Below are 26,136 nucleotides of genomic sequence, written 5' to 3' on the forward strand. Positions count from 1 at the left end.
TCATGACCCGAAAATACATCGATTGCCGGGAGTTTCCGAGCGAGACGAACTGCTCGGTCGCGCTATGTGCTGATTCCGAAGGTGAATTGCTGGAGGCTGCCGTGCAGCACGCGGTCACAGTTCACAAACATACCGATTCGCCGGCGTTGCGCTCACAGTTGAAGACGCTTTTCCATGACGGCACCCCTCCTGTAGAAGCACCGCGTCATGGGTAATTAGCGACACAGAGTCACCAAAGACGACACCCATAGTCGCCCCATTCTCAAGCGGGCAAAGCCTTGGAGAAGTATCGAGTCTCCCTGCGATTGCCTCAGGTCCGGGCCACACAGCATGAGGTGTCTTATGACCCACTTATCCACCGAGGCAATCGGCGCGTTGAGCGCGTCCGCAAGAGGCCAGGTGTTGCTGCCCGGCGACCCCGATTTCGATCGGTCTCGACGTCTTTGGAATGCCATGATCGACCGCCACCCGGCCGTGATCGTGCGCTGCGCGGGCGTCGCCGATGTCCGCCGGGCAGTGGACTTTGCGCGCGATAACAAGCTGCCGCTCGCCGTGCGGGGCGGCGCGCACAACATCGCCGGCTCGGCGGCGTGCGACGACGGACTGATGATCGATTTGTCGCCGATGAAATCGGTGCGTGTCGATCCGGCGGCACGCCGTGCCTATGTCGAACCGGGCGCCACGCTGCGCGATTTCGATCACGAAGCACAGGCTTTCGGTCTCGCGACGCCGCTCGGGATCAACTCGACGACCGGCGTGTCGGGCCTGACACTTGGCGGCGGATTCGGTTGGCTTACCCGGAAATACGGCATGACGATCGATAATCTCTTGTCGGCGGATGTCGTGACGGCCGACGGGGAACTGGTCCACACCGCTGCCGATGCGCACGAGCACCTCTTTTGGGCGATTCGCGGCGGCGGTGGCAACTTCGGCGTCGTCACGATGTTCGAGTTCCAACTGCACCCGATCGGGCCGGAAGTGTACGGCGGCCTTGTCGTACTGCCGTTGGCGCAGGCGAAAGACGCGCTCAAAAGCTATCGGGTTGCCGCGCGCGATATGCCCGACGAGCTCTCGGTATGGGCGGTGTTGCGCCTTGCACCGCCGTTGCCGTTTCTGCCGGAGGCGGTCCACGGCAAACCGGTCGTCGCGTTTGCAAGCTGCTATACCGGCGCGCTTGAAGACGGCCCGGCGGCGTTGGCGGCGGTGCGCCGCTTCGGTACCCCGTATGGCGAGCACCTCGGCCCGATGCCGTATGCCATGTGGCAACAGGCGTTCGATCCGCTGTTGACGCCCGGCGCACGCAATTACTGGAAGTCGCACAATCTAGCCGACTTGCCGGATGGGCTGCTCGACGTGTTGATCGACGCGATTGGTAAGCTGCCGTCGCCGCAATGCGAAATCTTCTTCGGGCAGATCGGGGGCCAGGCAAGCCGCTATCCGGCGGATGCTACGGCTTACCCGAGCCGCGATACCCAATATGTCATGAACGTGCACGGACGCTGGGACGACCCGGGCGACGATGTGCGCTGTGTTGCGTGGGCACGCGCATTTTTCGACGCGGCCGCGCCTTTCGCACTGGGTAGCGCCTACGTCAATTTTCTGACACAGGACGAAGCGGATCGGGTCGGGGCAGCCTATGGCCCGAATTATGAGCGTCTCGTTACCGCGAAAACCCGGTATGACCCGCATAACCTGTTCCATCACAACCAGAACATCAAGCCGGCTCGCGATTAATGCTGGCAGGGGCAGCCTCGCTCGGGCGCAGGTCGATCGCCAGTCATCGTCTGCCCCAGTTGCTGGCGCGCGAAGATTCCGGTAGCGTTGCGCAAAATTGTCGGACCGCACTATCCACGCAAGCTGTCGTCAGAACAACGCATCGCGGAGGCTGCTATGAAACGGGGTTTGGGGCTCGGGGGAGTACTCATGGGCACGCTGCTGCTTGCGGCGTGCACGTTGCCAACAGGGGTGTCTGACAAGACACTCAGCGCGGTGGGCTATCTGCCGCCGACAACCGCTGAAATTCCACTAAAGACCGGACCGACGGCGTCGACATTCGACTATCCGGTCATGTTCGGCACGACACGCAAGGCATCGCCTGCTGGGGCAGGCTTCTCCGACGACCGGGATGAGGCGCTTCACTATGGCCGCGTGTTCGTGACGATCCCTAAAAATCACCGGGTGGGCTCGCTGGGCTCGGACAGCGGCACGTACTTCGGGAGCGATCCGAAGCTGACGGTGAACCGTTTCGAGTCGATACCGGGAGAGGCGCAATTTCTTGCCATCGCGCAACGTGAACTTCGGCCGGTCACGGGCCCCGAAAACGGCTATGTCGTGGTCTTCATTCACGGCTACAACAACTCGTTCAACGACGCGGCATTGCGCGCGGCACAACTGGGCGCTGATCTGGATGTACCGGCGAACAACATGTTCCTGTTCTCGTGGGCGGCGAGAAGCGACGTCATCAAGTACACCTTCGACGAGGCGACCGTAGACACCAGCGAGGTCTACTTCCGGTCGTTCCTGGAGACGGTCGCCAAGGCAGCAAACGGACGAAAGATTCACATCGTGGCGCACAGCATGGGGAATCGGGCACTGCTTCGCGTGATTGCGTCCGGTGTGAACGCCGTCTCATCGGAGCGAGGGATTCGGTTTGGCCAGATCATCCTCGCCGCGGCCGATGTCGACCGCGATCTGTTTGCCCAACTCGCACCGAACTATCTGAAAGTGTCAGACAGAACGACGGTCTACCTTTCGCCGTACGACTTTGCGGTCGCGGCGTCCAGCCATGTTCACGACTATCCACGCGTCGGCTGCGGGACGGCCCCGCAGGTCATCGTCCCCGGCATCGACAACGTGGTGTCGAACCTGCCGGATGACTTCCCGTCGCATGCTTATTTTGCAGAGACGCTCCCCCTCTTGACGGATATCAAGAACCTGATGCTGCGCAATATGCCGGCGAGATCCGGAGATAAGTGGCAGCGAGTAGATGGCTACTGGGTAGTTGGCGGCAAGGCCAACAACGCGAAGGTTGTCTGCCGGACGCGCAATACGCTGACGCCCGCCGCCCGATAGCCATTCGCTGGGGCGGTGGGCGCGTTACGGCGCCGCTTTGCCGCGCTCGGTGGCGAGGTGCCGTTCCAGCAGGTCGATATCCTCGCGCAGCAGCTTGATCACACCGGCGGCGCCCGGTTCCCCGGGTTGCCGCCCGGACGCCTGCTCGACCGTGCGCAACGCCATGTCGGCAATCTGCTCGGCGATCTCTTCGGCCTTGCGCGGGCCTGCGGGCGTGAACCACCACGCCGTCCAGTTGCACATGCCGATGATGGAAAACGCGGCGACCTTCGCATCCATCACCCGGAACTGACCCCGCTCGATCCCCAACTCGATGGCATGCCGGAACTGCTCCAGCACGGTCCGGCGAGACTGCTCGGCCAGCTTTTTCTGCTTGGGCGGCAAGTTGTCCTCATTGCGCTCGACAACACGAAATTGCAGCGGGTGCGTGAGGATCAGATGCGCATGGCGCAGCACGAGATGGCGCAGCATCGCCGAGGGCTGCTGCAAGTTTTCCGGCAATGCCTCGGAAGCCAACTCCCCCGCCGCGCGGGTGACCACCGTGGTGAGGACTTCAAGAATCGCTTCCTTGCTCTTGAAGTAGTAGTACAGCGCCGGCCGGCTGACGCCGACGACATCGGCAATGTCGTTGAAACTCGTGCCGTCGAATCCACGGTCGATGAATAGCCGCGTGGCGACTTCCAGAATGTTTTCCCGCAACGCGTCGCTTTTGGTCTGTGCTTTGGTCATGGCCACTGTCTGGCGCGTCTTTTGACGCAGGCGTCAGAAAACCAACACCTTAACCAAATTCCCTCGCGGCGCAAAGCGCTGTGCCACGGTTGTTTACGGGTTTTTACTACTCCGTCAAATTTATATAAAAATGTTTACTCATTCGTAAAAAATTAAACTAGTATGTAAAAAAAGGAGGTGGCAGATGAGTCAACAGCAACAGGGTCGCGGCGACGGCCAAAGCGCGACCGCAGGGTTTCTGAACACGGACTGGAATCCGCGCGACCTGCCGCTTGGCGCGAGCACCCGCAACGTGGTGCTGCGCACGGGCGACGGTGCGGCGACGAGCGGGTCGCTCTACACCGCCGGGTCGCCCGATACGGTGGTCTGCATCATGCATCCGCGCGAATTCATGGCGTGCCATTACCTGATTCCGGACATCGTCGACGCAGGTTTCGCAGCGTGGACGCAGGCGCCGCGCTCGGTGGGCAACGACATGCGGCTCGAACACGAATTTGCGCTCTACGACGTGGCCGCCGGCATGCGCTTTTTACGCGACGCGGGCTTCAAGCGCATCGTGCTGCTCGGCAATTCGGGCGGCAGCGGTCTTTACGCCCTTTATGTGCAGCAGTCGGGACTGGCGCCGGACGCGCGCATCGAACGCACCCCCGGTGGGCGTCCGACGAAGCTGGCGTCGCTCGACATGCCGGTCGTCGACGGCATGGTGTTCGTTGCCCCCCATCCGGGGCAGGGCGCGTTGCTGCAAATGTGTATCGACCCATCGGTTACCAACGAGCACGACGCACTGTCGGTCGATCCGGCGCTCGACCCGTTCGATACGGCCAATGGCTTCGTGCCGCGACAACCCGGGACTCCCGCATCGTCACGTTACGACGCCGACTTCGTCACGCGCTACCGTGCGGCGCAAACCGCCCGCGTGGCCCGGCTCGACGCGATGGCCCGCGATCTGATCGCCGCTCGTCAAGGCGCGCGCGAACGGATGAAACGCGACGGCGGCAGTGCCGACGGCGCACTGCGCCGCATGGCAGCCCACACGCCGCTGATGACCGTGTGGCGTACCGACGCCGACCTGCGTTGCTTCGACCTGACGCTCGACCCTTCGGACCGTCGCTACGGCTCGTTGTGGGGCAGCGACCCGTTCACATCCAACTACGGATCGGTCGGCTTCGGGCGTGTCTGCTCGCCCGAAGCGTGGCTGTCGACATGGTCGGGACTGTCGTCAAATGCGCTGCTCTCGAAAACGGCGGCCGCCATCGTGCAGCCGACGCTCCTGATCGAATACACGGGCGATCAGGCGTGCTTCCCGAGTGTGATCGCAGACATTTACGCGAGCCTCGGCACGACACACAAATCCCATCGGCGCGTGCGCGGCGACCATCATGGCCGCGCGCTGGCGCCTGAGGACGAAGCCGGACGCTACGTCGCGGGACGGCTCTTGCAAGACTGGCTGCGCGAGACGTTTCCGCAATGACGGCATCGAGCGCCCTCTTTTAGCCAACCCATTGACCCGAACTTCGGGAGACACGACATGAAGTTGAATGACATCCCCGCTGCGGATCTCGCCTTGCGTCTGCATGGCGTTGATCACACCGCACGGCCGACGTGGCGCCTGCGCGAAACCGTCGAGTTTTATCGCGACGTGCTCGGACTGCCGCTGATCCACACGATCTCTGCACGCGGCTGGGGGCCTGCCACGCACCCCGACTTTCTGCATTTCTTCTTCGATAGCGGCAACGGCAGCACCATCGCCTTTTTCTACTATCTCGGCAGTGACGAGCCCGCGACGCTTGCTCGCCATCAGGGCAGCGCGCCGTTTCCCGACGATCACGTGTTCGACGCCACGCACACCGCATGGCTGGTCGACACGCAAGCCGATCTGCACGCGTGGAAAGTCCGTCTGGAAGCGCGCGGTGTCGAAGTGTCGGCCGAGACGGCGCACGAGGTGATCGAGTCGATCTACTTCCGTGACCCAAATGGCTATTTCATCGAGATCACCCGGAAGCTGCGCGCGCTGGCGAGCATTGATGCGCGTGACGCTGCGGCCACGCTTGAGGCCGCGATGGAAATCGAAGACGAAGCCCGCGACGGCAGCGCACCATTCACGTGTATCGACGCCGTCTGGCTGCGCAAAGCGCAACACCTCAATCAACGCCTAGGCGGGGAGCGTCAGTCATGAGCGCCCAGCCGTTGCAGATTTTCGTATTGAACGTGCCGGAGTTCGCGTCGCTGATCGACGCGGCGCGGCGACTGCCTGAATGCCGTATCGAGACAGCCGGTGACTACACGGTGATTGCCAGCGACGTGCCGATCGCCTTCGAGCGCCGGGCGCTGGGGCTGAAGCCGGCCGTCTGGTATGGCCTTTTCACGGGCGGCCTCGACGGCCGGATCGATTACGAACGCGACATCGTGCGGATAGCCCCGCGCGCCTGAGTTCGCGACAGACCATGCAGGAGACAGCATGAGCGGTATTCATCACCGTATTTTTCATCGGATCGACGGCGTCACGTACTGTCCGCCGGAACTGGCGCAGCGATATTTTGCGTCGAACGCCTGGCAGGACACGACCCTTGGCGATGCGTTGCGGGCCACCGCTGCACGTGTGCCGGATCGCCCCGCCTATCTCAGCGATGAGGCCACACTGACCTTTGCCGAGCTGGACGCGCGTAGCGAGCGCCTCGGCGCGGCGCTGATCGAACTGGGCCTGCGACCCGGCGACCGCGCGATCTTCCAGATGGGCACGACAGTGGACACGGTCGTCGCGCTGATGGGCGCCTACAAGGCGGGCGTGGTGCCGGTTTGCGCCGTGCCGCAATACCGGGAAGTCGAAATCGGCCAACTGGCGGCGCAGTCGGGCGCTCGCGGTTACTTCGTTCAGGCGGATTTCTCGAGCTTCGATCTCGTCGCGTTCGCGCGTCAGATGATGGACCGGCATCCGTCGATCGAACACTTGCTGGTCGCCCGCGCAGCGAACGACAGCCTGACGAGCAGCGGTGCTCATGGCGTCGAGCGATTGATCGATGCCATGCCGGTCGAGCGAGCGCGTGCCGTGCTTTCCGATATCCGCATCGGCAGTGAAGACGTCTTGAGTTTTCAACTCTCGGGCGGCACGACGGGGGTGCCGAAGATCATCCCGCGCTTTCATGCGGAATATCTCGGCCACTCGCTCGCGTGGATGCGTCACATCGGCATGACCGAGCACAGCCGCATGATCTGGTCGTTGCCGCTGCTGCATAACGCCGGTCAGCTTTATGTGCTCGCATCGACCGTTGCCACCGGCATGACGACCGTGCTGATGCCGCGCGTCGATATCGCCCGCATGCTCACACTGATCGAAATGCATCGCGTCACGCATGGCCTGTCGATCGGGCCGGTGGCGCCGCAGATGATCGCGTACAAGGACGTCGCCCGGCACGATCTGTCGTCGCTGGAACTGTTCGGCACGATGAGCCGCGCCGACTCGCTGGAAGACCATCTCGGCGTGCCTTGCTTCAATCTTTACGGCACGACCGAAGGCTTGCTCATGGGCGCCGGGGCAGGGTTGCCTGCTGCTGTTCGACACCACACGCAGGGCTTGTCGGGATGTGAGGACGACGAGATTCGCGTGCTCGTCCCGGGCACCGACTTGCCGGTAGATGAGGGCACGCCGGGCGAGTTGTGCTTCCGTGGGCCGTCGAGCCTGCGCGGGTATTACCACGCCCCTGAAGCCACGGCGCAGACGCTCACGCCAGACGGCTTCGTGCGCACCGGCGACATGGTGACGGCGCGCGTCGTTGATGGCGTGCGCTGCTTCGCCTTCGAAGGACGCTTGCGCGACAACATTAATCGCGGCGGCGAGAAGATCGGTTGCGAAGAGGTCGAGGCGTTCGTGAGCCATCACCCTGCGGTGGCCGACGCCAAGCTGGTGGCCATGCCTGACCCGCTCTATGGCGAGAAGGGCTGTGTCTATCTGATTCTCCGGCCCGGGCATGCCGCGCCGACCGTGGCGGCGCTGGCGAGCTTTCTCATCGGCCACGGGCTGGCGAAGTTCAAATGCCCGGAGCGCATCGAGACGGTCGACGAGTTTCCCGTCACGCGGGTGGGGAAGGTCGATAAAGCGTCGCTGCGTGCGGCGATTGCGGGCCGCATTGCCTCGGAGTCTGCCGAGTCGATGGCCGTGCATGCCGCGAAGGAGGGCAAATGATCAGCACCGAATACGTGTTGAGCGAGCAGCCCTTCGTCGTGCGCCGCCGGGTGCGCTGGGGCGAGTGCGATCCGGCGGGCGTCGTCTACACGGCGACGTTCTCCGACTACGTCATCTCGGTCGCCGAGTTGTTCTACGGATCGCTCTTCGGCGGCACGCCGCAGGCCGTGAAGGATCGCCATGGCTTTGGCACGCCGACCCGTGCGCTCGAATTCGATTTCCGCCGCTCGCTCTGGCCCGACGACACCTTCGATATCAGTGTTGAAGTCGACGGTATCCGCACGCGCACTTTCACGTTGCTGATGACCGCGCGCAAAGCCGATGGCGAGATTGCATTCGTCGCGCGGCTCACGCCGGTCTGTATCCAGCGCGGCAAGCGCGAGTCCATCGAGATGCCAGCCGTTTTGCGCGAGGCACTTGACCAATACCAAACGCGCTGCCGAGCGGGCTGCCGAACGGACTGCGAAGCGGCAGGCGCGACCACATTTGCGGGAGAACCGACCCCATGACATCCACGAATTTTCGTAATTCTCAAAGTTTTCGCATCGGCCAGATCGTGCCCAGCTCGAACACCACGATGGAAACCGAGATCCCCGCGATGCTGCGTGCACGTGAGCAGGTGTTGCCGGAGCGCTTCACGTTTCATTCGAGCCGTATGCGTATGCATCGCGTGGTGAAGGAAGAGCTCGAAGCGATGAACCGTGAAGGGTTGCGCTGCGCTGCCGAACTCGCCGACGCCCGCGTGGACGTAATGAGCACCGCGTGTCTGGTCGCCATCATGGCGATGGGTCCCGGCTACCACCGGCAGGTTGAGGAAGACCTGCGCCGCGTGGCGCGTGAAAACCATTGCGAAGCTGCGGTGATGACGTCGGCGGGCGCGCTCGTCGCTGGCCTGAAGACGCTCGGCGCTCGCAAGGTGTCGCTGATGGCCCCGTATATGAAGCCGCTCACGCAGGCAGTGGTCGAGTACATCGAGCACGAAGGTATCGAGGTGATCGACGCGCTGTCGTTCGAGATTCCAGACAACTTGGAAGTCGGACGTCGCGATCCGATGCAACTGCTCGACGACGTCAAGCGTTTGAACACGGCCAACGTGGATGCGGTGGTGCTGTCCGCCTGCGTGCAGATGCCGTCGCTGCCCGCGATACAGGTCGCGCAGGATGCACTGGGCTTGCCCGTGACGTCGACCGCCGTTAGCACCGTGCGCCAGATGCTCGATCACCTCGGGCTGGCCCCGGTGGTGCCGGACGCAGGTGCGTTGCTCGCAGGTGCCGATGCCAAGGCACGCGTGCGGATCGCTTGACGCCACTGCTATCCCCAGAACAAAGGAGTTCATCATGAAAATCGCCGTCATCGGTGGCGGGCCGGCGGGCCTGTATTTTTCGCTGTTGATGAAGCAGCGCCATCCGGAGGACGAGATCGTCGTCCATGAGCGCAATGCTGCGCATGCCACTTATGGCTGGGGCGTTGTCTTCTCGGACATCGCACTCGCATTCCTGAAGGAGGCGGACGAGGCCTTCTTCCGCAAGTTCACGGCGCACCATACGCGCTGCGACTACATGGAAATCGTCCATCAGGGCGTGCCTGTGCGCCTGAGTAATAACCACTTCTCACGCACGTCGCGCATCGACATGCTGCGCGTGCTGCAAGAGGCCTGTGCAGAGGTGGGCGTGGAGGTTCGGTACAACAGCCACATCACGGACCCGGCACAGTTGCCTGACGCCGACGTCGTGATCGCCGCCGACGGTGTGAACAGTGAAGTGCGCACGCATATGGCGGAGCATTTCGCGCCGAGCTTCGACGAGCGTCGCAACAAGTTCGCGTGGTACGGCACTTCGCAGTTGTTCCATCCGGTGTCGCTCATCTTCCGCCAGACGCCCCATGGCGTGTTCATGGCGCACGCTTATCAATACAGCCCGGGGCACTCGACGTTTCTCGTTGAGGTCGATCCCGAGACGTGGCAGCGCTGCGGACTCGATACCGCGACCGAGGACGAAAGCCGGGCGTTCTGTGAGCAGATTTTTGCCGACGATCTGGGCGGGCATGCGCTGCTGACGAACCGGTCCAACTGGTTTCAGGCGCGCGTGGTCAGCAATGCCCGGTGGTCGCACGGCAATGTTGTGTTGCTCGGCGATGCGCTGCGCAGCGTCCATTTCTCGCTCGGTTCGGGAACGCGCATGGCGATGCAGGACGCCATCGCGCTGTTCGACGCGCTTTGTGCGAATCGCAGCGATGTCCCTGCGGCATTTGCTGCGTTCGAGCAAAGCCGACGCGGTGCGTCCGACCGTTTTCAAGATGCCGCGAGACGCAGTCTGGACTGGTACGAGTCCGTCGACCAGCGCATGCAGCTCGACCCGGTGAGCTTCGCTTACGACTACATGCTTCGCACCGGACGCGTGAGTCACGAGGATCTGCGCCAGCGCGATCCGGCGTTCATCGCGCAGATGGAAGCGGTGAAGTCTTCGCTGCGAGAGCACGCGGCGTAGCTGACAGAGCAATCCCGAACCATCCAAAACAAGGCGCAAAAAAGCGTCACATCAGGACAGGAGACATTCATGGACAAGCACGACACCCGGCAAGCGTCAGTCGACGTGCGGGACTTCATCAACGCGGCCCCTGTGTCGCGCTTTCAGATCATGATCAGCGTGATGTGCTTTCTGATCGTGGCGCTGGACGGCTTCGACATCGCGATCATCGGTTTCATTGCGCCGCATATTCGGGCGGAATGGCAGTTGTCGATGGTGTCGCTCGGGCCGTTGTTCAGCGCGGGATTGTTGGGCCTGATGGTTGGGGCGTTCTGTAGCGGACCGATGGCCGATCGCATCGGCCGCCGCCGGGTGTTGATATTGTCCGTGGCGTGGTTCGGTGCGGCGAGTGTCGCGGCGGCGCTCGCCCCGAACGTGACGTGGCTCATCGCGCTGCGTTTCCTGACGGGGCTGGGGCTGGGCGGTGCGATGCCGAATGCGATCACGCTGACGTCTGAATTCAGCCCAGAGCGTCGCCGGGGCACGCTGCTCACCCTGATGTTCTGCGGCTTCTCGCTGGGTTCGGCACTGGGCGGCGTGGTGACGGCGTATCTGGTGACGGACTATGGCTGGCGTGGCGTGCTGGCCCTTGGCGGGCTGTTGCCGCTTGCGCTGGTGCCGGTGCTGTGGTTCACGTTGCCGGAGTCGGTGCGGTTTCTGGCGATCCGCAGCGGCACGCAGGCACAGATCGCGGCGATTCTGAAGCGCGTGGCACCGGATCGCGTGACGGCGGGGCAGCAGTATTCGGCGTCGGATGACCGGCTGCCTGCATCACCGGTGGTGCAACTGTTCCACCGCGACTATCGCCGGGGGACGTTGCTGCTGTGGCTGGCGTTCTTCATGAGTCTGCTGTTGCTGTATCTGCTCATCAACTGGCTGCCGATTCTGGCCGAGCGTAGCGGGATGACGCTCAAGCAGGCGTCGATGTTTGGCGGTCTGTTGCAGGGCGGCGGGGTGTTGGGGGCGATCGTGCTGGGGCTGCTGATCGACCGGTTCCATCCGTACAAGGTGGTGGCGGTGGCGTATCTGCTGGGGGCCGTGTGCGTGGCGTCGCTGGCGGTGGCTGATAACGCTGTGTGGCTGGCAATCGGGATCTTCGTGACGGGATTCTGCGTGAGCGGGTCGCAAGTCTGCGCAAACGTGATTGCGTCGGCGTATTACCCGACATCCAATCGTGCGACGGGCGTGGCGTGGGCGCTGGGCATCGGGCGTGTTGGTGCGGTGGCAGGGTCGCTGGGCGGGGCGTTCTTGCTTGCCGCAGGGTGGAGCAACGCGGGGTTGTTCATGATTCTGTCGATTCCGGCCGCGCTGGCGGGGCTGGGGATTTGGCTGGCGGGGGGGAGGCGGGCGAGGGCGGTGGATATTGCGGCGGCGAGTGCGCCGGCGGAGACGGCTGCCTCCGCCTGAGCCGGATCGCGATGTCGAGGCTCAGCGCTTGATCGGTGGGTCGCGAACAGGCTTTCGCATCTTCATCGACTGGCGCGCTGGGTGCGCTGACTGTTCCGGGTAAGGTCGATGCAGAACTGGCGGACCGTCTCGAGAACAGGCGACTGGGTACGTCCCTCCAGCGTGATGAAGGCGTATTGCGCGTCTGCGCTCTCCGGCAGATCGAGGCGCACGACCGAAACATCGCCGCTGTTTACCCACGCGCGCGCTGCCGCGACGACGCCGAAGAAGACGGCGTCTGTCGCGAGCACCGTCTCGATGAGCGCGGCAACTGAGTCCGACGACGCACGTAGCAGACGCGCCGGATGCGCGTCGGGCCCGAAGCGCTTTACCAGTTCGCGCGTCATCTCGTCACTGAGCATGGTCCCGACAACCGGGTACTGCATCAGGTCCGCGAACTCGACCCGGCGGCGCTTGGACAACGGATGACCTCGCCGGCACAAAAACCCCGATTGCACGCTGCCCAGTAACTGGACGTGAAGATCCTCCTGTGGCGCGATAGCCCGTGAATGCACGAGCAGGGCGTCGAACGTGCGCTCGCGCAACGCTGCCAGTTGCGCTTCGGGATTGCCCGTCGAAAGGTAAATACCGACGTGCGGGTACTCGCGCAACATGTACGACAGCAACGGCCCGGCGAACATCGCATTGGGCGCCGATCCCAATCCCAGACGAACCGTTCCGCCATCGCCTTGCACCAGCAACTGCGCGGTGTGCTTCAGATCGACCGAGTCCGACACGATCTTTCGCGCCCGCTCTGCCACCAGCACGCCAAACGGCGTGAGCTCGTTGCGCTTCCCGATGCGGTCGATCAGCCTTACCCCGAGTTCCTGCTCAAGCATCTGAATGCTCCGGCTCAAGGCGGGCTGCGTGAGATGAAGCGCCTCCGATGCTCGGCTGAACGACCCCGTCTCGACTAAAGCCAGAAAGTGCTCAAGGTGATGCAAGTTCATCGCGAATTCCTGTGCGAGGGCTGGATGTGTCGCGTCATTCTCTCAAATGAGTATCAGCAAATGTAATCAAAATTACAAAAATAATGCATTGGACACATGATTTTTGGGTTTCTAACATGACTCATCACAAAGCGGCCTGCGAAGCCGATCATTCATTGATGGAGACACCCATGGTCCAGCGCGTACTGGAATTCCTTGAAGCCGAACACGATGCGATTCTGTCGCGTCTGAAGACCTATCTGCGCATTCCCAGCGTCAGCCCTGATCCGGCGTTCGGCGTGCACATGGCGCATGCGCGGCAATACCTCGCCGCGCGTTTGAAAGACATCGGCCTCGCGAACATTCGTGAACTGGACGGCGGCGGTGAGCCGGCCGTCTATGGCGAATGGCTGGGCGCGCCGGGCAAGCCGACGGTGCTCATCTACGGGCATTACGACGTGCAGCCCGAAGACCCCATCGAACTCTGGAAGAGTCCGCCGTTCGAGCCAACCGAGCGCGATGGGTGCTTGTTTGCACGGGGGGCGTCCGATGTGAAAGGACCGACGACCATCGCGCTGGAAGTTGTCGCAGCATTTCTAAAGGTCGCCGGTGGTTGCCCGGTCAACGTGAAGGTTTTTCTTGAGGGCGAGGAAGAGACCGGGAGTCCGACGCTCGCGGAAATCATCACGCGGCATCGCGAGTTGCTCAGTGTGGATGCTGTGTTGTCGGCCGACGGTGGGCGCGCGAGCGCTGTGGTCCCGACCATCAACACCGGTGCACGCGGTAACGGGCAGTTGGAGTTTCGCATTCAGACGGCGGTGAAAGACTTGCACTCCGGCCGCTATGGCGGCTGTGTTCGCAACGCGCTGCACGAGATGGCGAGACTGGTGAGCTCGCTTCACGATGTCGATGGCGCGGTCGCCGTCGACGGTTTTTACGCAGACGCGAAGGCGCTGACGCCGCTTCAGAAATCCGACACGGCGGCATTTCCCTTCGATGCGTCAGCGTTCATTGGCGACGTGGCCGCGAGTCATCATGGCGAGCCCGGTTTCACGCTGCGTGAGCAGGTGACGCTGCGCCCTGCGCTCGATGTCAACGGGATGTGGGGCGGCTATACCGGGCAGGGCGGCAAGACGATCATTCCGAATGTCGCGACGGCAAAACTTACCGTGCGGCTGGTCGAGGGGCAGCAATCGAAGGATGTGCTCGCACACGTCGTGGGGCACCTGCATCGCCAATGCCCAGAGGGGGTGTCGCTCGAAATTCTTCATCAGCACAACGGTGCGCCTGCTTCGTCGTTGCCGTCATGGCATCCGCTGGTGCTTGCCACGCAAACGGTGCTGCGCAACGAGACGGGCCGCGAGCCGATTCAGGTGCGCCTTGGCGCGAGCGTGCCGGTCACGGCGATTTTCAAGGAGATGCTGGGCATCGAAACGCTGATGTTCGGCTACAACCTGCCGGACGAAGATGTCCACGCGCCGAATGAGTTTTTCCGCATCCGGTCCATCGGCGAAGGGCTTCGCGGCTGGTCGCTTCTGCTCGACGAACTGGGCCGCTATGAGACCCCGGCGTTCCATGCCCAAGACGCACGATAACGAGAAGAACGTCAGGAGACGGACATGAGAGATTCACTGAAGACTGCCGTGCCCCAGCCTGCGCGCGTTACGCGCACGCGGCTGCTGGTGGCGACGACGATCGGCAATGCGATGGAGTTTTTCGATTTCACGGTATTCGGATTCTTTTCGATCGTGATCGGCCATCTGTTCTTTTCACCCCTTAGCGCGGACGGACAACTGATGTCGGCCGTTGCGACGTTCGGTGTCGGCTTCGTGATGCGGCCGATCGGCGGCATCGTCATCGGGATTTATGCCGACCGGGCTGGGCGCCGCGCGGCGATGACGCTCACACTCTCGCTCATGGCGCTGGGCGTTTGCATGGCAGGGCTGGCGCCGACCTATGCCGACATCGGTATTGCCGCGCCGGTCATCATGGTCGCGGCGCGTCTGATTCAAGGGTTCTCTGCGGGCGGCGAAGTCGGGCCCGCCACGACCGTGATGCTTGAGCATGCACCGAAAGGGGCGCGCGCCTTCTATACGAGTTGGCAGCTTGCGAGTCAGGGGATGGGGATCTGCGCCGGTGCGGCGATGGCGGCCGCCCTCTCTCATTTTCTCTCGCCCGAGGCGCTGTACTCGTGGGGATGGCGCGTGCCGTTCCTGCTGGGTGCGTTGATTTTGCCCGCAGGCATCGTCATTCGACGTCAGCTAGGTGCGTTGGAGCCGCAAGCGTCGGAGGTGGCGCCTGTGCCGGAGCATTCACCGCTGGGCGACCTGTTGCGCACGCAGCGACGCAATCTCTTCGCAGGCATCCTTCTGGTCATGGGCGGCGTGGTGACGGCATACATGCTGATCTTCTTCTTGCCGACGTACGCCATTCGGGAGCTGAAGCTCGACGAGTCGGCGTCGTATGCCTGTGCGATGGCATCGGGCTTGGTGCTCGCAGTCGTGTCGCCGATTGCGGGGAAGATTGCCGACGCCTACGGACGCATCAAACCGATCCTGATCTCGCGTCTGGTGTTGCTCGGGATTTTGTATCCGGCCTACATGTGGCTCAGTAGTGAGCCGAGCGTCTTGCGTCTGTTTGTGATCATCGTCGGGCTGAGCTTTGTGTACACCATTCAAGGCGCGCCGTCGGTCACATTGATTCCGGAACTGTTTCCGCGATCGATGCGCGCCACGGCCACCGGGGCGGTGTACAGCTTCGGTGTCGCGATCTTCGGCGGCCTCACGCAACTGGTCGCGGTCTGGCTGATTCACGCCACTGGCGACCGATCGTCGCCAGCGGTGGCCACGACACTTTGTCTGGTTCTCTCGACGTTCTCACTGCTCCTGATTCGGCGCGCTCCCGAGATGGAGGGGAGCGGCAAATTGGGCAGATATGCGGCTTGAGTCACGCAGCGCCAACAGGCGTTGTCGTCGGGCCTGCGCGCCGGGGCCTGGCGCCTGACTTCCCGTCAGTCGCCAGGGTTCCGAATCCAGTCGGCAATCAAGCGCACGGTCTGCGCCTCGAAGTTCGGGTAGCCATGCCAATGCTCGGCTTCGCAGGGATCGCCTTTGGGTGAGGAGCCGCCATCGACAAGGATGAACTTCTTGGCGGGCGCGTTCTTTAGCCCGCCGATGATGGCTTCTGCCTGACTTGGCACGCAGATCGGGCAGGCATCTAACTTGTGGTGAAGCACCAGTGTCGGCACATCGATCTTTTCGATGTCTTGTGCACCGATCGCACCGGCCTTGCGATTGGTGACGCTGGAGGTCAACACCAATCCGGCGATATGCGCTTTCCCGAGGGCAATCGCGGCAGCGGTGCCGGAGACTGTGCCGCGACTGGTTCCCACGAGCCATACCGGCTTACCGAAGGTCTGAGTGGCATAGTCAACGACGTTGCTGATCTCTTTCACGTGCTCGCTGCTGATGCGCTCCGGGAAATCGAGCGTGCGCAAGTCACTGGCCCGGAACATCACCAGCACGTTGAAACCTTCGTCCGCAAACAATTGCCGTGACCGCACGAGGAAGTTCATGCTGCCCGGCTGACCGTTACTGACGCGGCCAGTGCCCGAGTCGCCTCCGGGCAGCAGGATGAGCGTCGCGGTGGCGTTGGGGTTTGCCATCGCATACACGGGGACGTAGGCGTTGGCTCGTCCGGCATCGATGTGCACGAAGCCGTCAGCGGCTTGCGCAAAGACGGGCAGGGCGAGAGCGATGACAAAAAGGATGACGCGAGGTAGACGCACGATCGCCCCCTTGGCGGTGTGAATTCGATCGGATGATAACGGACGAATGTGACCCCCGGGGGTGGCGGTAATCCCTTACACCAACGTCGCGGTCAAACTGGCGACGAGCGTGTTCGACAACACGACGGGCAGGTTCGATGCCGTCTGCGCGATGTCGCGATGGCGCTCGACAAAACCCATGCAGTCGAGCACGAGCATTTCGGCACCTTGTTCGCACAGGGCGCGTGCGGCACTGATTAGCGCTTCATCGCCTTCGGCACCCGTCGCATACGGCGAAGCGGCGGCGCAGATCGGCGGACGTTGCAGCGCCCCCCACTTGTGAAACTCGCTCTCGATCTGGCCAGCAAGCGGCACCACGATGCCGACCTGACGTTCACCGGCGAGCGCTGCGGCGGCCGGCGGAACGATGCGGTCCGGCTCGACCAGCCACGCATGGCGGCAAGCAAGACCTTCGAATTCCCCCGTGCACAAGATCAAAATCACCGTGCAGCCCAGCACCTCAAGCGCGTCGAGTTTCGCCTGCAATGCGCGCTGAATCGCGGGCTTATCAAGTTCCACCGAATCGCCGCTAAGCAGGCGCGAAATCAAGACACCGTTGCCGGCCTGCGGTGCAAAAGCGGCGTCGATGGCGTCACGGTCCAGCCCGTCGAGCACGCCCATGTGGACCACCGGCACATCGGCCGGCAGATGCGCGTCGAGAATCGGCGTGATGTCGGCGCGCGGTGCTTGGCCGATGGTCAGTGTCCCCAGTTTGTGCTGGCGCATGAGCAATGCCTCAGTGGGGTTGGCGTTTGGAGAGGTGGGCGAGCGAGCCGTACAGCGCGAGCAGGCGGGCATAGTCCTCGGTGTCGTAAAACTGGCACGTGCCCCGGCCGAACTCTTTGGCGACTTCCACAGCAAACTTCACGGCGAGTGCGATATCGGCTTCGTGGCTGGCCCCTGTGCCGCAGCCGGGGACGATGCTCTGCGTGGTGATCGCCACGCCGACCACCGGCGCACGTGTGGCGATCGACGGCTGCATGATGCTGTTCAGGTGATAGACGCCGTTACCGTAAGGCGTGATGTCCTGCGTGGTCACGGGGAACGTCACGGCGGGCTGCCCGCTCGTCATTTCCATGATCCGCAGCAGGTCTTCCGAGACGCGCAGGATGTAGCCCTCCTTGACCGTCGGCGAGATCGCATAGCCCTTGTGGTTGATGATGCGGTTGCCCTTGGTGGTGTCGAGAGAGAGCACGGCGTCCATCTCGTCCCACACTTCGTGAGCGTTCACATCCTCCGTGTCGATCGGTGAGTCCATGAAGTCGACCGGCTCGTGCGGACGCGTCGGCGCATCGGGGCAGATATGCGTCGTGATGAAAACGTCACCGGCAAGCGCGTCGCCCTGTGTTCGCATATGGGCGAGCTTCAGCGCAGCGGCGACGGCGGCTATGGCGCCGTCCGCGTCTGACACCAGACCTATCCGTGAGGGGCGGGCACCGATGCCCCCCAGACGGCCGACGATGCCCAGACTCGGGGCTGCACCACCGGCCCGCTTGCCGACGTCGCCGGGAATGCAGATCTTGACGAAATCGGTGGCCCCTTTCTTGCCCTCGATTTTCAGGACCTCGACGGTGACACCGTGCGATGCATAGGGGGCGAGCAGGTCGACCACGGTCTGGCCCGAGGCATGGGCGCTGTCGAAGGCTTCGAAGACTTGGAGAGTTTGGCTAAAGCTCATGATGACGATTCAGGTTCCAGAAAAAGATGGCAGGGTCCGCGCGGCTTCAATGCGTGCGCGAGCGGATCAACGAACTGCCGAAACTGAAGATGGCGTCGCCCGCGATGATGCCGGCGGCAAAGACTTCCATGGTGTTGCGTACGCGCTCGCCGGCGGTGCGCTCGATCGCGAAGCGCAGGGCAATCCCGATGAGCACGGCCCAGCCGGCGGCCGGGTTGGCGATGAGCAGCCCCGTGGAGAACAGCACGCCGAGCTGGCGCTTCGGGCCGCCGATGAACTGCAAGGCAGCGCCCGCAATGGCCCAGAGCATCAGGGAGTGCAGGACACCCGGTGCGACACCGGCTTTGATCGTGGAAACGTAGACCGCTGCCACGGGCGGCACCTGCCCGTTGGCGAAGAAGCTCGAATGCGCGAAGTACACCACGGGAATCGCGATGACGAAGGCGAGCATCGCGGCCATGAGTTGCTGTCGGCGCCCGGCGAGTTCGAAGGCAGGGTTGCTGCCGTGGCCGCGCAGGATGAACCCCGCACGCAAGTCGTAGCCCATGTCGGCGAAGGCGGGGCCGGTGGCGGCTGAAAAGCCGCACAGCACCACGAGCGCCGCGGGCGGGAATCCGATCAACATGCCGATCAAGAGCGTGATGAGCGCGACGGCAAAGGCCGGGAACCAGCCCGAGTGCATCGCGGCAATCCCGACGATCAATTCATGCACGAATGCGGCAAACGCGGCATACACGATGAACAGGACCAGCATGCCCGGCGACATGTCGGCATAGAGGCCCGCACCGAATGCCACGAGCGTTGCCAAGCCGATGTAGGCCACACCACCGAAACGCAATGACCGGCGGATACTCGGTGTGCCGGCCGCCGTGGGCACGGGCACTTCTGCCGCAACATCGGCGGCGCTGCGCACCGGCCGGTCGCGCCAGACCATTCGCACGATCTGGAGCAATGCGACGATACCGGCGCCAATCATCATGCCGTGCGGAATGTAGGCCTTCTCGACGGCGAAACCGAACAACGGCATCGAATAGCCGCGCAGCAGAAAGCCGAAACCGAGCATGGTCAGCGCCCAGATATTGCCGATGAACGCGGTGCCGAATGCCGACATCGGAATGCCGAACCACGAGCCGAGCATGCCGATGCCAAGACCGGCACCGAGCACGCGCGCCTGATGCCCGCCAACGTCTCCGGCCTTGATGGCCTCAGCCGCAGCCACACCCTGCGGCCACGTGCCAGTCGCGGGGAAAATCTTGGTGTCGAACATGCGATAGAGCATGTAGCCATCGAGCAGCATGGCCAGCGAGACACCGATGAACATCGGCATCACCAAGTCGGCACGGCCCATCAGGAACGGAATGCCGATCGGCAGCAACAGGCTGTTGGCGGCCCCGAACGTGGCAGCCGAGATGGCGCTTTGCGCGAGGTTCTGCACGTGAATCGAACGATATTGCGCAAAGGCTCGCAATGGCACGCGCGCACAGATCATCGCGACCAAGGCGCCGATGATGGCGGTGTTGGGCGTGACGCCCAGCTTCACAAGCAGCTCGATGCCGATGATCGCGCCGAAGACGCTCAGGGCGCTTAACAGCAGCAGATTGGCCGGTGAGAAAGTCGACGGATGTTGCGGTGGCGGCGCCTCGGTGCTCGTGGCATCGGGAGGCGTCGGAAGGGCAGAGGACGACGTATTCATGATGAGAGATCGACAGGTCGTACGAGTGAGCGAACTAACGGGGCGAAGTCCAGAACGGATCGCCAACGGAGCGACCGATCAGCTCTGCGTGGGAGGCCACGCGCTGCGCAATCGCCTGAATTTCCGCCGCGGGGAGCATCGCGGCGGGAAACGTCATACAGAACGACAAGCACTCCCCGCTGTTGGGATCGGCAACCGCACATCCCACCGAGCAGACACCGGAAAGGGCTTCGTTCTCTGCCACCGCATAGCGAAGATCGCGAACGGTCTGAAGTTTTTTCAATAGGGCGTCGAGAGTGGCGGGGCCGCCAATCGGTTGCCCGTTTTCGCGCAAGGTCGGCAAGCCATCGGGGAAACGGGCGCGGATCTGGTCATCGGTCTCGCGCGCGAGAAGCGAGCGGCCGGTCGATGTCGCCCACGATGCCAAACGATGGCCCGGATTGGTCATGGCGCGCAGGGCCTGCGAGCCGGGACGCACGCGCAGCACGACGACGTCGTCACCGTCGAGCACCGAGACGTAGCCCGTGTGGCCGTATTCCTGACCCAGTTCGTCGAGCGCTTGGGCGCACATCTCGATCAGCGGCGTCGACGCGCGCACCAGATGCGAGAGTTCGAGCAGCAACAACGACGGGCGATAGGCCAGCGTCGTCGGGTTGCGGACCAGCAGCCCCTCTTCGGCCATCTGCTTGAGCACGCGCGAGGCAGTGCTCTTGGGCATGTCGAGTCGCTCGACCAGATCGGTCATCGTCACTTCGGCTTGTCGCGCTGCCATCAGGCGCAGCACCGCCGTTGCGGTTTCCAAGATGCTCATGTGCGTTGTAGGTTCCATAAAATGGAACCGAGTTCCACTTAATGAGATCCAGTCTATGCCGCAAAATTGAGCGTCAAAATGAAATCGATCTAGTTGTTTACCCTCGAATGGCGAATTCGCGCCGATTCGCGCGACAATAGCCGACCCTAAACTGCCCGCCCCAACCACGCTCGCTTATGGCACCTCACGTGAAGAAGTCTTTCGTCGGCAGGATTCGAGAACAGTTGGATCAACTCTCGCCATCGGAGCGGCGTCTGGCGGAGTTTGCACTGGATTTGCCGGGGGATCTGGCGGGGTACACGGCGTCGGAGCTTGCAACGTTGGCGCAGGTGTCCAACGCCACCGTCACGCGTTTTGTGCGACGTCTGGGCTATGCGTCGTTCGACGATGCGCGCAAGCATGTCCGCTCGGAGCAACGCGCGGGCTCGCCGTTGGCGATGGCCGCGACGACACCGGTGACGGAAGCCGTCGCCGACGATCTCGTCGGGGCGCAACGTCAGCAGAGTCTTGCCAACATCGACGCGACGTATCGACGCCTCTCATCCAACGAAATCGCGCAGATTGCTGCGGCCATTCTCGCGGCCCGCAAAGTCTGGGTCGTGGGCTTCCGGTCGAGCCATCCGCTCGCGATGTATTTCCGCTGGCAACTGCTGCAAATCGTGCCGAGCGCGCAAGTGATTCCGGGCGCAGGGGAGACGTTGGGCGAGCACCTCGCGGGCATCGGTGCGGATGATGTTGTGATCGTTTTCGCGCTGCGCCGCCGTATCCGTCAGATGCCGGCCATCGTTGCGCAACTCGCCAAGGCGTGCCCGAATCTCGTCTACATCACCGAGCGAGCCGAGCGTAACGTAGCGGCAAAGACGCCCGCGAAGTGGTCGTTGCAATGCGATGTGCAAGGGCCTGGCGTGCTCGACAATCACACGGCGGTGATCGGTTTGTGCCATCTGATCGTGACGCAAGTGATGACGCTGGCGGGCAATCCGGGGCGTCGCCATCTCGGTCTGGTGGAAGCTTTCCACGACGCGCTGGACGAAATCTAAGTCCGCCTTCAGCACGGGGACGCGGCGCGCCGTAGCGCCCCGGGCATCAAGCTTTTCCTAACTTTTCCCTGATTGATCTCTGCGATTGGCGTCTCTCGCCAAGGGCTTCGCACGTCCGGTGAAACCCTGATATGAAAAATAATTTTCAAAAACAAATAATCTGAAAAAATATTAACCGAACAAGGTTCATCAGAGGGCGAGGCAATCGGTCGCAAGGCGCCAATTGAGGCGCAGGGAGTTTTACGATGGGCGCAGAAGTGGTCGTATCCTCGTCGGAACCAAGGTTGCAGCAGCTCGAACGGGCGCTCGACGACATTGGCGTGACGCCGTCACACAAGAAAATCCTCGCACTGATTCTGTTCGGGGTGTTGTTCGACGTTTTCGAGCAGAACGCCGTCGGTCTCGTGGGGCCGTTGCTGCGCGAGTACTGGGGCCTATCCGGTGCGCAGATCGGTTTTCTCAATACGCTGACGTTCGGGGCCGCCGCGATCGGACGGTTGGGGTCCGGCTACATCGCCGACCGCTACGGACGCCGCACCATGCTGAGCATCAACCTGATGCTTTTCACGCTGGGTGCATTGATCTGCGCCTTGGCGACGAACTACAGCATGCTCGCCGCAGGGCGTTTCATCGTCGGCTTCGGTCTGGGCGGCGAGATCTCGATTGCTGTCACGATGCTCGCGGAGTTCTGTTCGTCGCGCTTCCGTGGCGTGGCCGTGGGCGCGATCAACGTCGCGGGTGGCGGGCTGGGCAATATGCTGGCACCGGCGTTTGGTCTCGCGGTGTTTGCGTTCTTCCCGGGGCCGGATAGCTGGCGCTGGCTGTTCGGCTGTCTGGTGCTGCCGGCGTTCTTCGTGCTGCTGTATCGCCGCTTCATTCCGGAGACGCCGCGCTTCTTGTTCTCAAAAGGCCGGGTGGAGGAAGCCAATCGTGTGCTCAACATTCTGGCCTCGGGCAAGCTCGGCAAGTCTGCGGGTGGAGAAAAGCGCTATCTGAGCGAAGCGCCGGAAGGTGAGCACCGCGCTGAAAAAGTGCGTTTGCGTGAAGTTTTTGTCGGGCCGCTGGCGCGGCGCACTGTCGCTGTGGGAATCGCCGTTTGCATGACGTACGGCGCACAGATTTCGGTGCTCACGCTGATGCCGACGATTCTCATGGCGCAGGGCTACACGCTCAACAAGAGCTTTCTGTTCACCATCGTGATGCAGTCGGGCAGTTTGCTCGGTGCGATCACGGCGTCGTATTTCGGCTTCCGCTTCCCACGCAAACGTGTCCTGACGACCGGTGCCATCGCGGCGTGCGTCATCGGTTTGTGTTTCGGCTTTCTGTCGAAATCGCAGCCGCTGATTCTCGTGTTCGGTGCGGCCTTCCAGTTCTGTGTGCTGCTGCTCAATACGTCCATCTGGATTTACGCCCCTGAACTCTACCCGACGCGAGTGCGCGCGTTCGGCACGGCGTTCATCCTCGCGTTGGGCACGCTGGCAGGCGCGGCAATGCCACTGGTTGCCGGGCGCGTGTTCGACCAATACGGCATCGGCGGCATGTTCGGGATGATGGCCGCGATGTACGCGGTGTTCGCGATTGCGTTGACCTTCGCGCCGGAGACGTTCGGTAAGCCGATCGATGGTCCTGATGTGCCGGGTGATGCACCGAACGATGCGACGCCCGCCACCGCGCGTGCTGCCGCCGGTGCGTCACCGGCCTCCTGATTCTCCTGACGCGTTTTGATTTGTTTTGACTCGTTCTAACTCGCCGAGATTTTCATGACTCAAATACTGCTCCTCAACCCGAATACGTCGACGGCGACGACGCAAATGATGGTCGACATCGCCCGATCGTATTTCGCCCGTGTGATGGCGTCGCCACCGACCGTGATCGGGGCGACGGTGTCGCGCGGTGCCCCGATGATCGTCAACGAGCAGGATCTGGCCGTGGCCGCCGAGGCAGTGAACGACCCGCAGATCGTGGCGCTGGCGTCGCAAGCGGATGGGGTGATCGTCGGTGCGTTTGGCGACCCGGGCATGGATGCTTTGCGTGCGCGTCTGGATGTGCCGGTCGTGGGGATCGGCACGGCCTCCGTGCGTGAGGCGGCAGAGGGCGGGCGTCGATTCGGCATTGCCACCACCACGCCGCTGCTGGCCGATTCGATTGCGGCGAATGTGCGCAAGCTCGGGCTTGGCGCGAGCTTCACCGGATCGCGCTTTACGACGGGCGACCCGTTGGCGCTGGGGGATGTGCCCGCGCAACTGGAGAACAGTCTCGCCAGCGCAGTGCAGGCCTGTATTGCGCAAGACGCTGCGCAGGCCGTGGTCATCGGCGGCGGGCCGTTGGGGGAGGCGGCGCAGGCGTTGTGCGAGCGCTTCGCTATCCCGGTGATCGGGCCAGTGCCTGCGGCGTGTCGTGCTTTGCTTCACGCCATGCGGCTTGATGAGGCGGCTTGAAACCCCTTAAAGCGACATAACAACGCGAACACGCGCGCCGTCGATGGCGCGTAATAAAACGTACGAGAGCATGCCGAACCCGGCAGGAGATGCCATGAACCAACAATCTGTGTCGCCGGCCGGCGATGCGAACAATGTCTTCGCGAATCCGAGTCAGGAAGTGCTTGATCCGATCTACAAGAAGATCATGTGGCGGATCATTCCGTTCATCTTCGTGTTGTGGATGCTGGCGTGGATCGACCGCGTGAACGTCGGCTTCGCGAAGCTGCAAATGCAGCAGGATCTGGGCTTCAGCGAAACGGTGTACGGCATCGGCGCGGGCATCTTCTTCCTCGGGTATTTCTTTCTGGAGATTCCGAGCAACTGGCTGTTGCTGCGCATCGGTGCGCGACGCACGCTGGCACGCATTACGTTGGGTTGGGGGACGATATGCGTGCTGATGATGTTCACGCATTCGCCGGCGTATTTCTATGTCATGCGTTTTCTGCTTGGGGCATTCGAGGCGGGTTTCCAACCGGGCGTGCTGCTCTATCTCACGTTCTGGTTTCCGGCGCATCGGCGTGCGAAGGCGTTCGCGTGGTTCATCTCGGCGTCGGCAGTGTCGTCGGTCGTGGGGGCGCCGCTGGCGGGGGCGATCCTCAACGGGATGCATGGCGTGAACGGTTGGGCGGGGTGGCAGTGGCTGTTCCTGCTCGAAGGCGTGCCGACGGTGCTCGCGGGCATGCTGGCCGTGTGGTTTTTGGTCGATAAGCCGGAGCAGGCGAGTTGGCTGTCGGAGCAAGAAAAGCGACTGCTTCAAGCGGATCTGGATCGTGACGGCGCAAGCGCTGGCAAGCGCGAGCACAGCTTCATGCTGGCCGTGCGCAGCCCGAAGCTGTGGTTGCTCACGGGGATCTACTTCGGCATCGTGGCGGCGAACGCGACGCTCTCGTTCTTCGCACCGACGATCGTTCGCGCGTTGGGGCCGACCAACCCGTTGCATATCGGGTTGCTGGTGGGCGTGATGTACGTGTTCGGTGCGATCTTCCAGATTGCGATCGGCTACAGCGCGGACAAGCGTCGCGAGGCGCGGATGCATTGTGCGATTCCGGTTTTCATCGGCGCGTGCGGTTTGGCGGGGGTGGGGGTGTTTGCAGGAAGCAACGGCGTCGCGGCGTTCCTGTGTCTGGTGGTGGCCGTGTCAGGCACGATGGGCGCGATCCCGGTGTTCTGGCAATTGCCGAATGCCTACCTCGCGGGCGGCGCTGCTGCGATGGGGGTGGCGTTCATCAACTCGGTGGCGAATCTGGCAGGGTTCGGCTCGCCGTACCTGCTCGGCATCGTCAAGGACGCGACGGGCAACTTCAACGGCGGCCTCTGGATCGTGGCGGCGCTCGAAGCGTTTGTCGCCGTGCTGATCTGGTGGCGGCTGCGCCGGAGGGAAGAGGCAGGTGGGGTGGGGGCGTTGGTTTGAGGCGGGCTGCAAACGCAAAGAATTCTGGCGGAGGCGGTGAGATTCGAACTCACGGAAGGGTTACCCCTTCGCTGGTTTTCAAGACCAGTCCATTAAACCACTCTGGCACGCCTCCGGGGCGTTGCGCACGACCAACTGTCGTGGCTGTTGATGCCGTCAGGAACGACGGCTTCGAGAAGCGTGCGGTCCGGGGGAATCGGCGTCGGGTTTCCGACGCAGTCCGGTACCGCACGGCAGCGCGCATTATACCCGCTCGCCTCCCGATGTGAAGCCTCAAACACACCAAAATCGCCTCACACCCCGCTTAAATCCAAGA

24 protein-coding genes and 1 tRNA gene are annotated in these 26,136 nt (G+C 62.8%); 17 read left to right on the forward strand and 8 right to left on the reverse strand.

Translation table 11 applies throughout. From position 1 onward, the window contains the following. Positions 1–2: 2 nt before the first annotated feature. From CDV44_RS05270 to CDV44_RS05280, 3 genes are all read left to right on the forward strand, one after another. A complete protein-coding gene (locus tag CDV44_RS05270; protein ID WP_087687248.1) occupies positions 3–215 on the forward strand; it encodes a DUF1059 domain-containing protein in 213 nt (70 codons plus the stop codon). Positions 216–342: 127 nt separating this feature from the next. Then, positions 343–1,734, forward strand: a complete 1,392-nt coding sequence (locus CDV44_RS05275) for an FAD-binding oxidoreductase (RefSeq protein ID WP_087686975.1) — start codon at positions 343–345, stop codon at positions 1,732–1,734. A gap of 156 nt (positions 1,735–1,890) precedes the next feature. Then, on the forward strand, positions 1,891–3,072 hold the full coding sequence (locus tag CDV44_RS05280) for an alpha/beta hydrolase (protein ID WP_087686976.1): 1,182 nt from the start codon (positions 1,891–1,893) through the stop codon (positions 3,070–3,072). A gap of 24 nt (positions 3,073–3,096) precedes the next feature. Here the strand turns inward: CDV44_RS05280 and CDV44_RS05285 are convergent, their stop codons facing one another. Continuing rightward, on the reverse strand, positions 3,097–3,801 hold the full coding sequence (locus tag CDV44_RS05285) for a TetR/AcrR family transcriptional regulator (RefSeq protein ID WP_087686977.1): 705 nt from the start codon (positions 3,799–3,801) through the stop codon (positions 3,097–3,099). A gap of 184 nt (positions 3,802–3,985) precedes the next feature. Here CDV44_RS05285 and CDV44_RS05290 point away from each other — a divergent pair, with 184 nt between their 5' ends. The 8 genes from CDV44_RS05290 to CDV44_RS05320 all read left to right on the forward strand — a co-directional run bounded on the left by CDV44_RS05290 (position 3,986) and on the right by CDV44_RS05320 (position 11,913). Continuing rightward, on the forward strand, positions 3,986–5,272 hold the full coding sequence (locus tag CDV44_RS05290) for an alpha/beta hydrolase (protein ID WP_087686978.1): 1,287 nt from the start codon (positions 3,986–3,988) through the stop codon (positions 5,270–5,272). A 57-nt stretch (positions 5,273–5,329) separates the two neighbouring features. Next, positions 5,330–5,977, forward strand: a complete 648-nt coding sequence (locus tag CDV44_RS05295) for a VOC family protein (protein WP_369597121.1) — start codon at positions 5,330–5,332, stop codon at positions 5,975–5,977. Then, positions 5,974–6,231: a hypothetical protein gene (locus CDV44_RS28710; protein WP_369597120.1), complete on the forward strand. Its 258-nt coding sequence runs from the start codon at positions 5,974–5,976 to the stop codon at positions 6,229–6,231. The genes CDV44_RS05295 and CDV44_RS28710 overlap by 4 nt, the downstream gene beginning before the upstream one ends. 28 nt (positions 6,232–6,259) lie before the next feature. Then, positions 6,260–7,981 (forward strand): AMP-binding protein, encoded by a 1,722-nt coding sequence (locus CDV44_RS05300; RefSeq protein ID WP_087686979.1) that lies wholly within the window; start codon positions 6,260–6,262, stop codon positions 7,979–7,981. Next, positions 7,978–8,490 carry a thioesterase family protein gene (locus CDV44_RS05305; protein ID WP_087686980.1) on the forward strand — a complete coding sequence of 171 codons (513 nt, stop codon included), beginning with the start codon at positions 7,978–7,980 and terminating at the stop codon, positions 8,488–8,490. Before CDV44_RS05300 ends, CDV44_RS05305 begins: the two co-directional genes overlap by 4 nt. Then, on the forward strand, positions 8,487–9,284 hold the full coding sequence (locus CDV44_RS05310) for an Asp/Glu racemase (protein ID WP_087686981.1): 798 nt from the start codon (positions 8,487–8,489) through the stop codon (positions 9,282–9,284). Before CDV44_RS05305 ends, CDV44_RS05310 begins: the two co-directional genes overlap by 4 nt. Positions 9,285–9,318: 34 nt before the next feature. After that, positions 9,319–10,467 carry an FAD-dependent monooxygenase gene (locus CDV44_RS05315; RefSeq protein ID WP_087686982.1) on the forward strand — a complete coding sequence of 383 codons (1,149 nt, stop codon included), beginning with the start codon at positions 9,319–9,321 and terminating at the stop codon, positions 10,465–10,467. Positions 10,468–10,536: 69 nt separating this feature from the next. Continuing rightward, positions 10,537–11,913: an aromatic acid/H+ symport family MFS transporter gene (locus tag CDV44_RS05320; protein ID WP_087686983.1), complete on the forward strand. Its 1,377-nt coding sequence runs from the start codon at positions 10,537–10,539 to the stop codon at positions 11,911–11,913. Positions 11,914–11,975: 62 nt separating this feature from the next. Here CDV44_RS05320 and CDV44_RS05325 read toward each other — a convergent pair whose 3' ends face one another. Next, positions 11,976–12,902: a LysR family transcriptional regulator gene (locus CDV44_RS05325; protein WP_087686984.1), complete on the reverse strand. Its 927-nt coding sequence runs from the start codon at positions 12,900–12,902 to the stop codon at positions 11,976–11,978. A gap of 170 nt (positions 12,903–13,072) precedes the next feature. Here CDV44_RS05325 and CDV44_RS05330 point away from each other — a divergent pair, with 170 nt between their 5' ends. Both CDV44_RS05330 and CDV44_RS05335 read left to right on the forward strand, forming a co-directional pair. Further along, entirely contained in the window at positions 13,073–14,476 is a 1,404-nt protein-coding gene (locus CDV44_RS05330; protein ID WP_087686985.1) for a M20/M25/M40 family metallo-hydrolase, read from the forward strand. Between the two features lie 24 nt (positions 14,477–14,500). After that, positions 14,501–15,826, forward strand: coding sequence for an MFS transporter (locus CDV44_RS05335; protein ID WP_087686986.1), 1,326 nt, complete (start codon positions 14,501–14,503; stop codon positions 15,824–15,826). 65 nt (positions 15,827–15,891) lie between these two features. On the opposite strand, the gene CDV44_RS05340 is transcribed toward CDV44_RS05335, so the two are convergent. The 5 genes from CDV44_RS05340 to CDV44_RS05360 form a co-directional block, all read right to left on the reverse strand. Beyond that, positions 15,892–16,593: an alpha/beta hydrolase gene (locus CDV44_RS05340; protein WP_141118679.1), complete on the reverse strand. Its 702-nt coding sequence runs from the start codon at positions 16,591–16,593 to the stop codon at positions 15,892–15,894. A gap of 150 nt (positions 16,594–16,743) precedes the next feature. Then, a complete protein-coding gene (locus CDV44_RS05345) occupies positions 16,744–17,433 on the reverse strand; it encodes an AroM family protein (RefSeq protein ID WP_087686988.1) in 690 nt (229 codons plus the stop codon). A 10-nt stretch (positions 17,434–17,443) separates the two neighbouring features. Beyond that, positions 17,444–18,385, reverse strand: a complete 942-nt coding sequence (locus tag CDV44_RS05350) for a DUF1177 domain-containing protein (protein ID WP_087686989.1) — start codon at positions 18,383–18,385, stop codon at positions 17,444–17,446. Positions 18,386–18,431: 46 nt separating this feature from the next. Next, positions 18,432–20,078 carry an OPT/YSL family transporter gene (locus CDV44_RS05355; protein WP_087686990.1) on the reverse strand — a complete coding sequence of 549 codons (1,647 nt, stop codon included), beginning with the start codon at positions 20,076–20,078 and terminating at the stop codon, positions 18,432–18,434. 34 nt (positions 20,079–20,112) lie between these two features. Beyond that, the gene (locus CDV44_RS05360; protein WP_170935853.1) at positions 20,113–20,889 is read right to left on the reverse strand and encodes an IclR family transcriptional regulator; all 777 of its coding nucleotides are present in this window, start codon (positions 20,887–20,889) and stop codon (positions 20,113–20,115) included. Positions 20,890–21,077: 188 nt separating this feature from the next. Here CDV44_RS05360 and CDV44_RS05365 point away from each other — a divergent pair, with 188 nt between their 5' ends. The 4 genes from CDV44_RS05365 to CDV44_RS05380 all read left to right on the forward strand — a co-directional run bounded on the left by CDV44_RS05365 (position 21,078) and on the right by CDV44_RS05380 (position 25,820). After that, positions 21,078–21,929 (forward strand): MurR/RpiR family transcriptional regulator, encoded by an 852-nt coding sequence (locus CDV44_RS05365; protein ID WP_249277409.1) that lies wholly within the window; start codon positions 21,078–21,080, stop codon positions 21,927–21,929. 245 nt (positions 21,930–22,174) lie between these two features. After that, entirely contained in the window at positions 22,175–23,635 is a 1,461-nt protein-coding gene (locus CDV44_RS05370) for an MFS transporter (RefSeq protein WP_087686993.1), read from the forward strand. Positions 23,636–23,689: 54 nt separating this feature from the next. Continuing rightward, entirely contained in the window at positions 23,690–24,367 is a 678-nt protein-coding gene (locus CDV44_RS05375) for an aspartate/glutamate racemase family protein (protein ID WP_087686994.1), read from the forward strand. A 94-nt stretch (positions 24,368–24,461) separates the two neighbouring features. After that, a complete protein-coding gene (locus CDV44_RS05380; RefSeq protein WP_087686995.1) occupies positions 24,462–25,820 on the forward strand; it encodes an MFS transporter in 1,359 nt (452 codons plus the stop codon). A gap of 25 nt (positions 25,821–25,845) precedes the next feature. On the opposite strand, the gene CDV44_RS05385 is transcribed toward CDV44_RS05380, so the two are convergent. After that, positions 25,846–25,935 (reverse strand) — tRNA-Ser (locus tag CDV44_RS05385). Positions 25,936–26,136: the final 201 nt, after the last annotated feature.

This window comes from Pandoraea sp. PE-S2R-1 (assembly GCF_002179865.1).
Classification (GTDB): Bacteria; Pseudomonadota; Gammaproteobacteria; order Burkholderiales; family Burkholderiaceae; genus Pandoraea.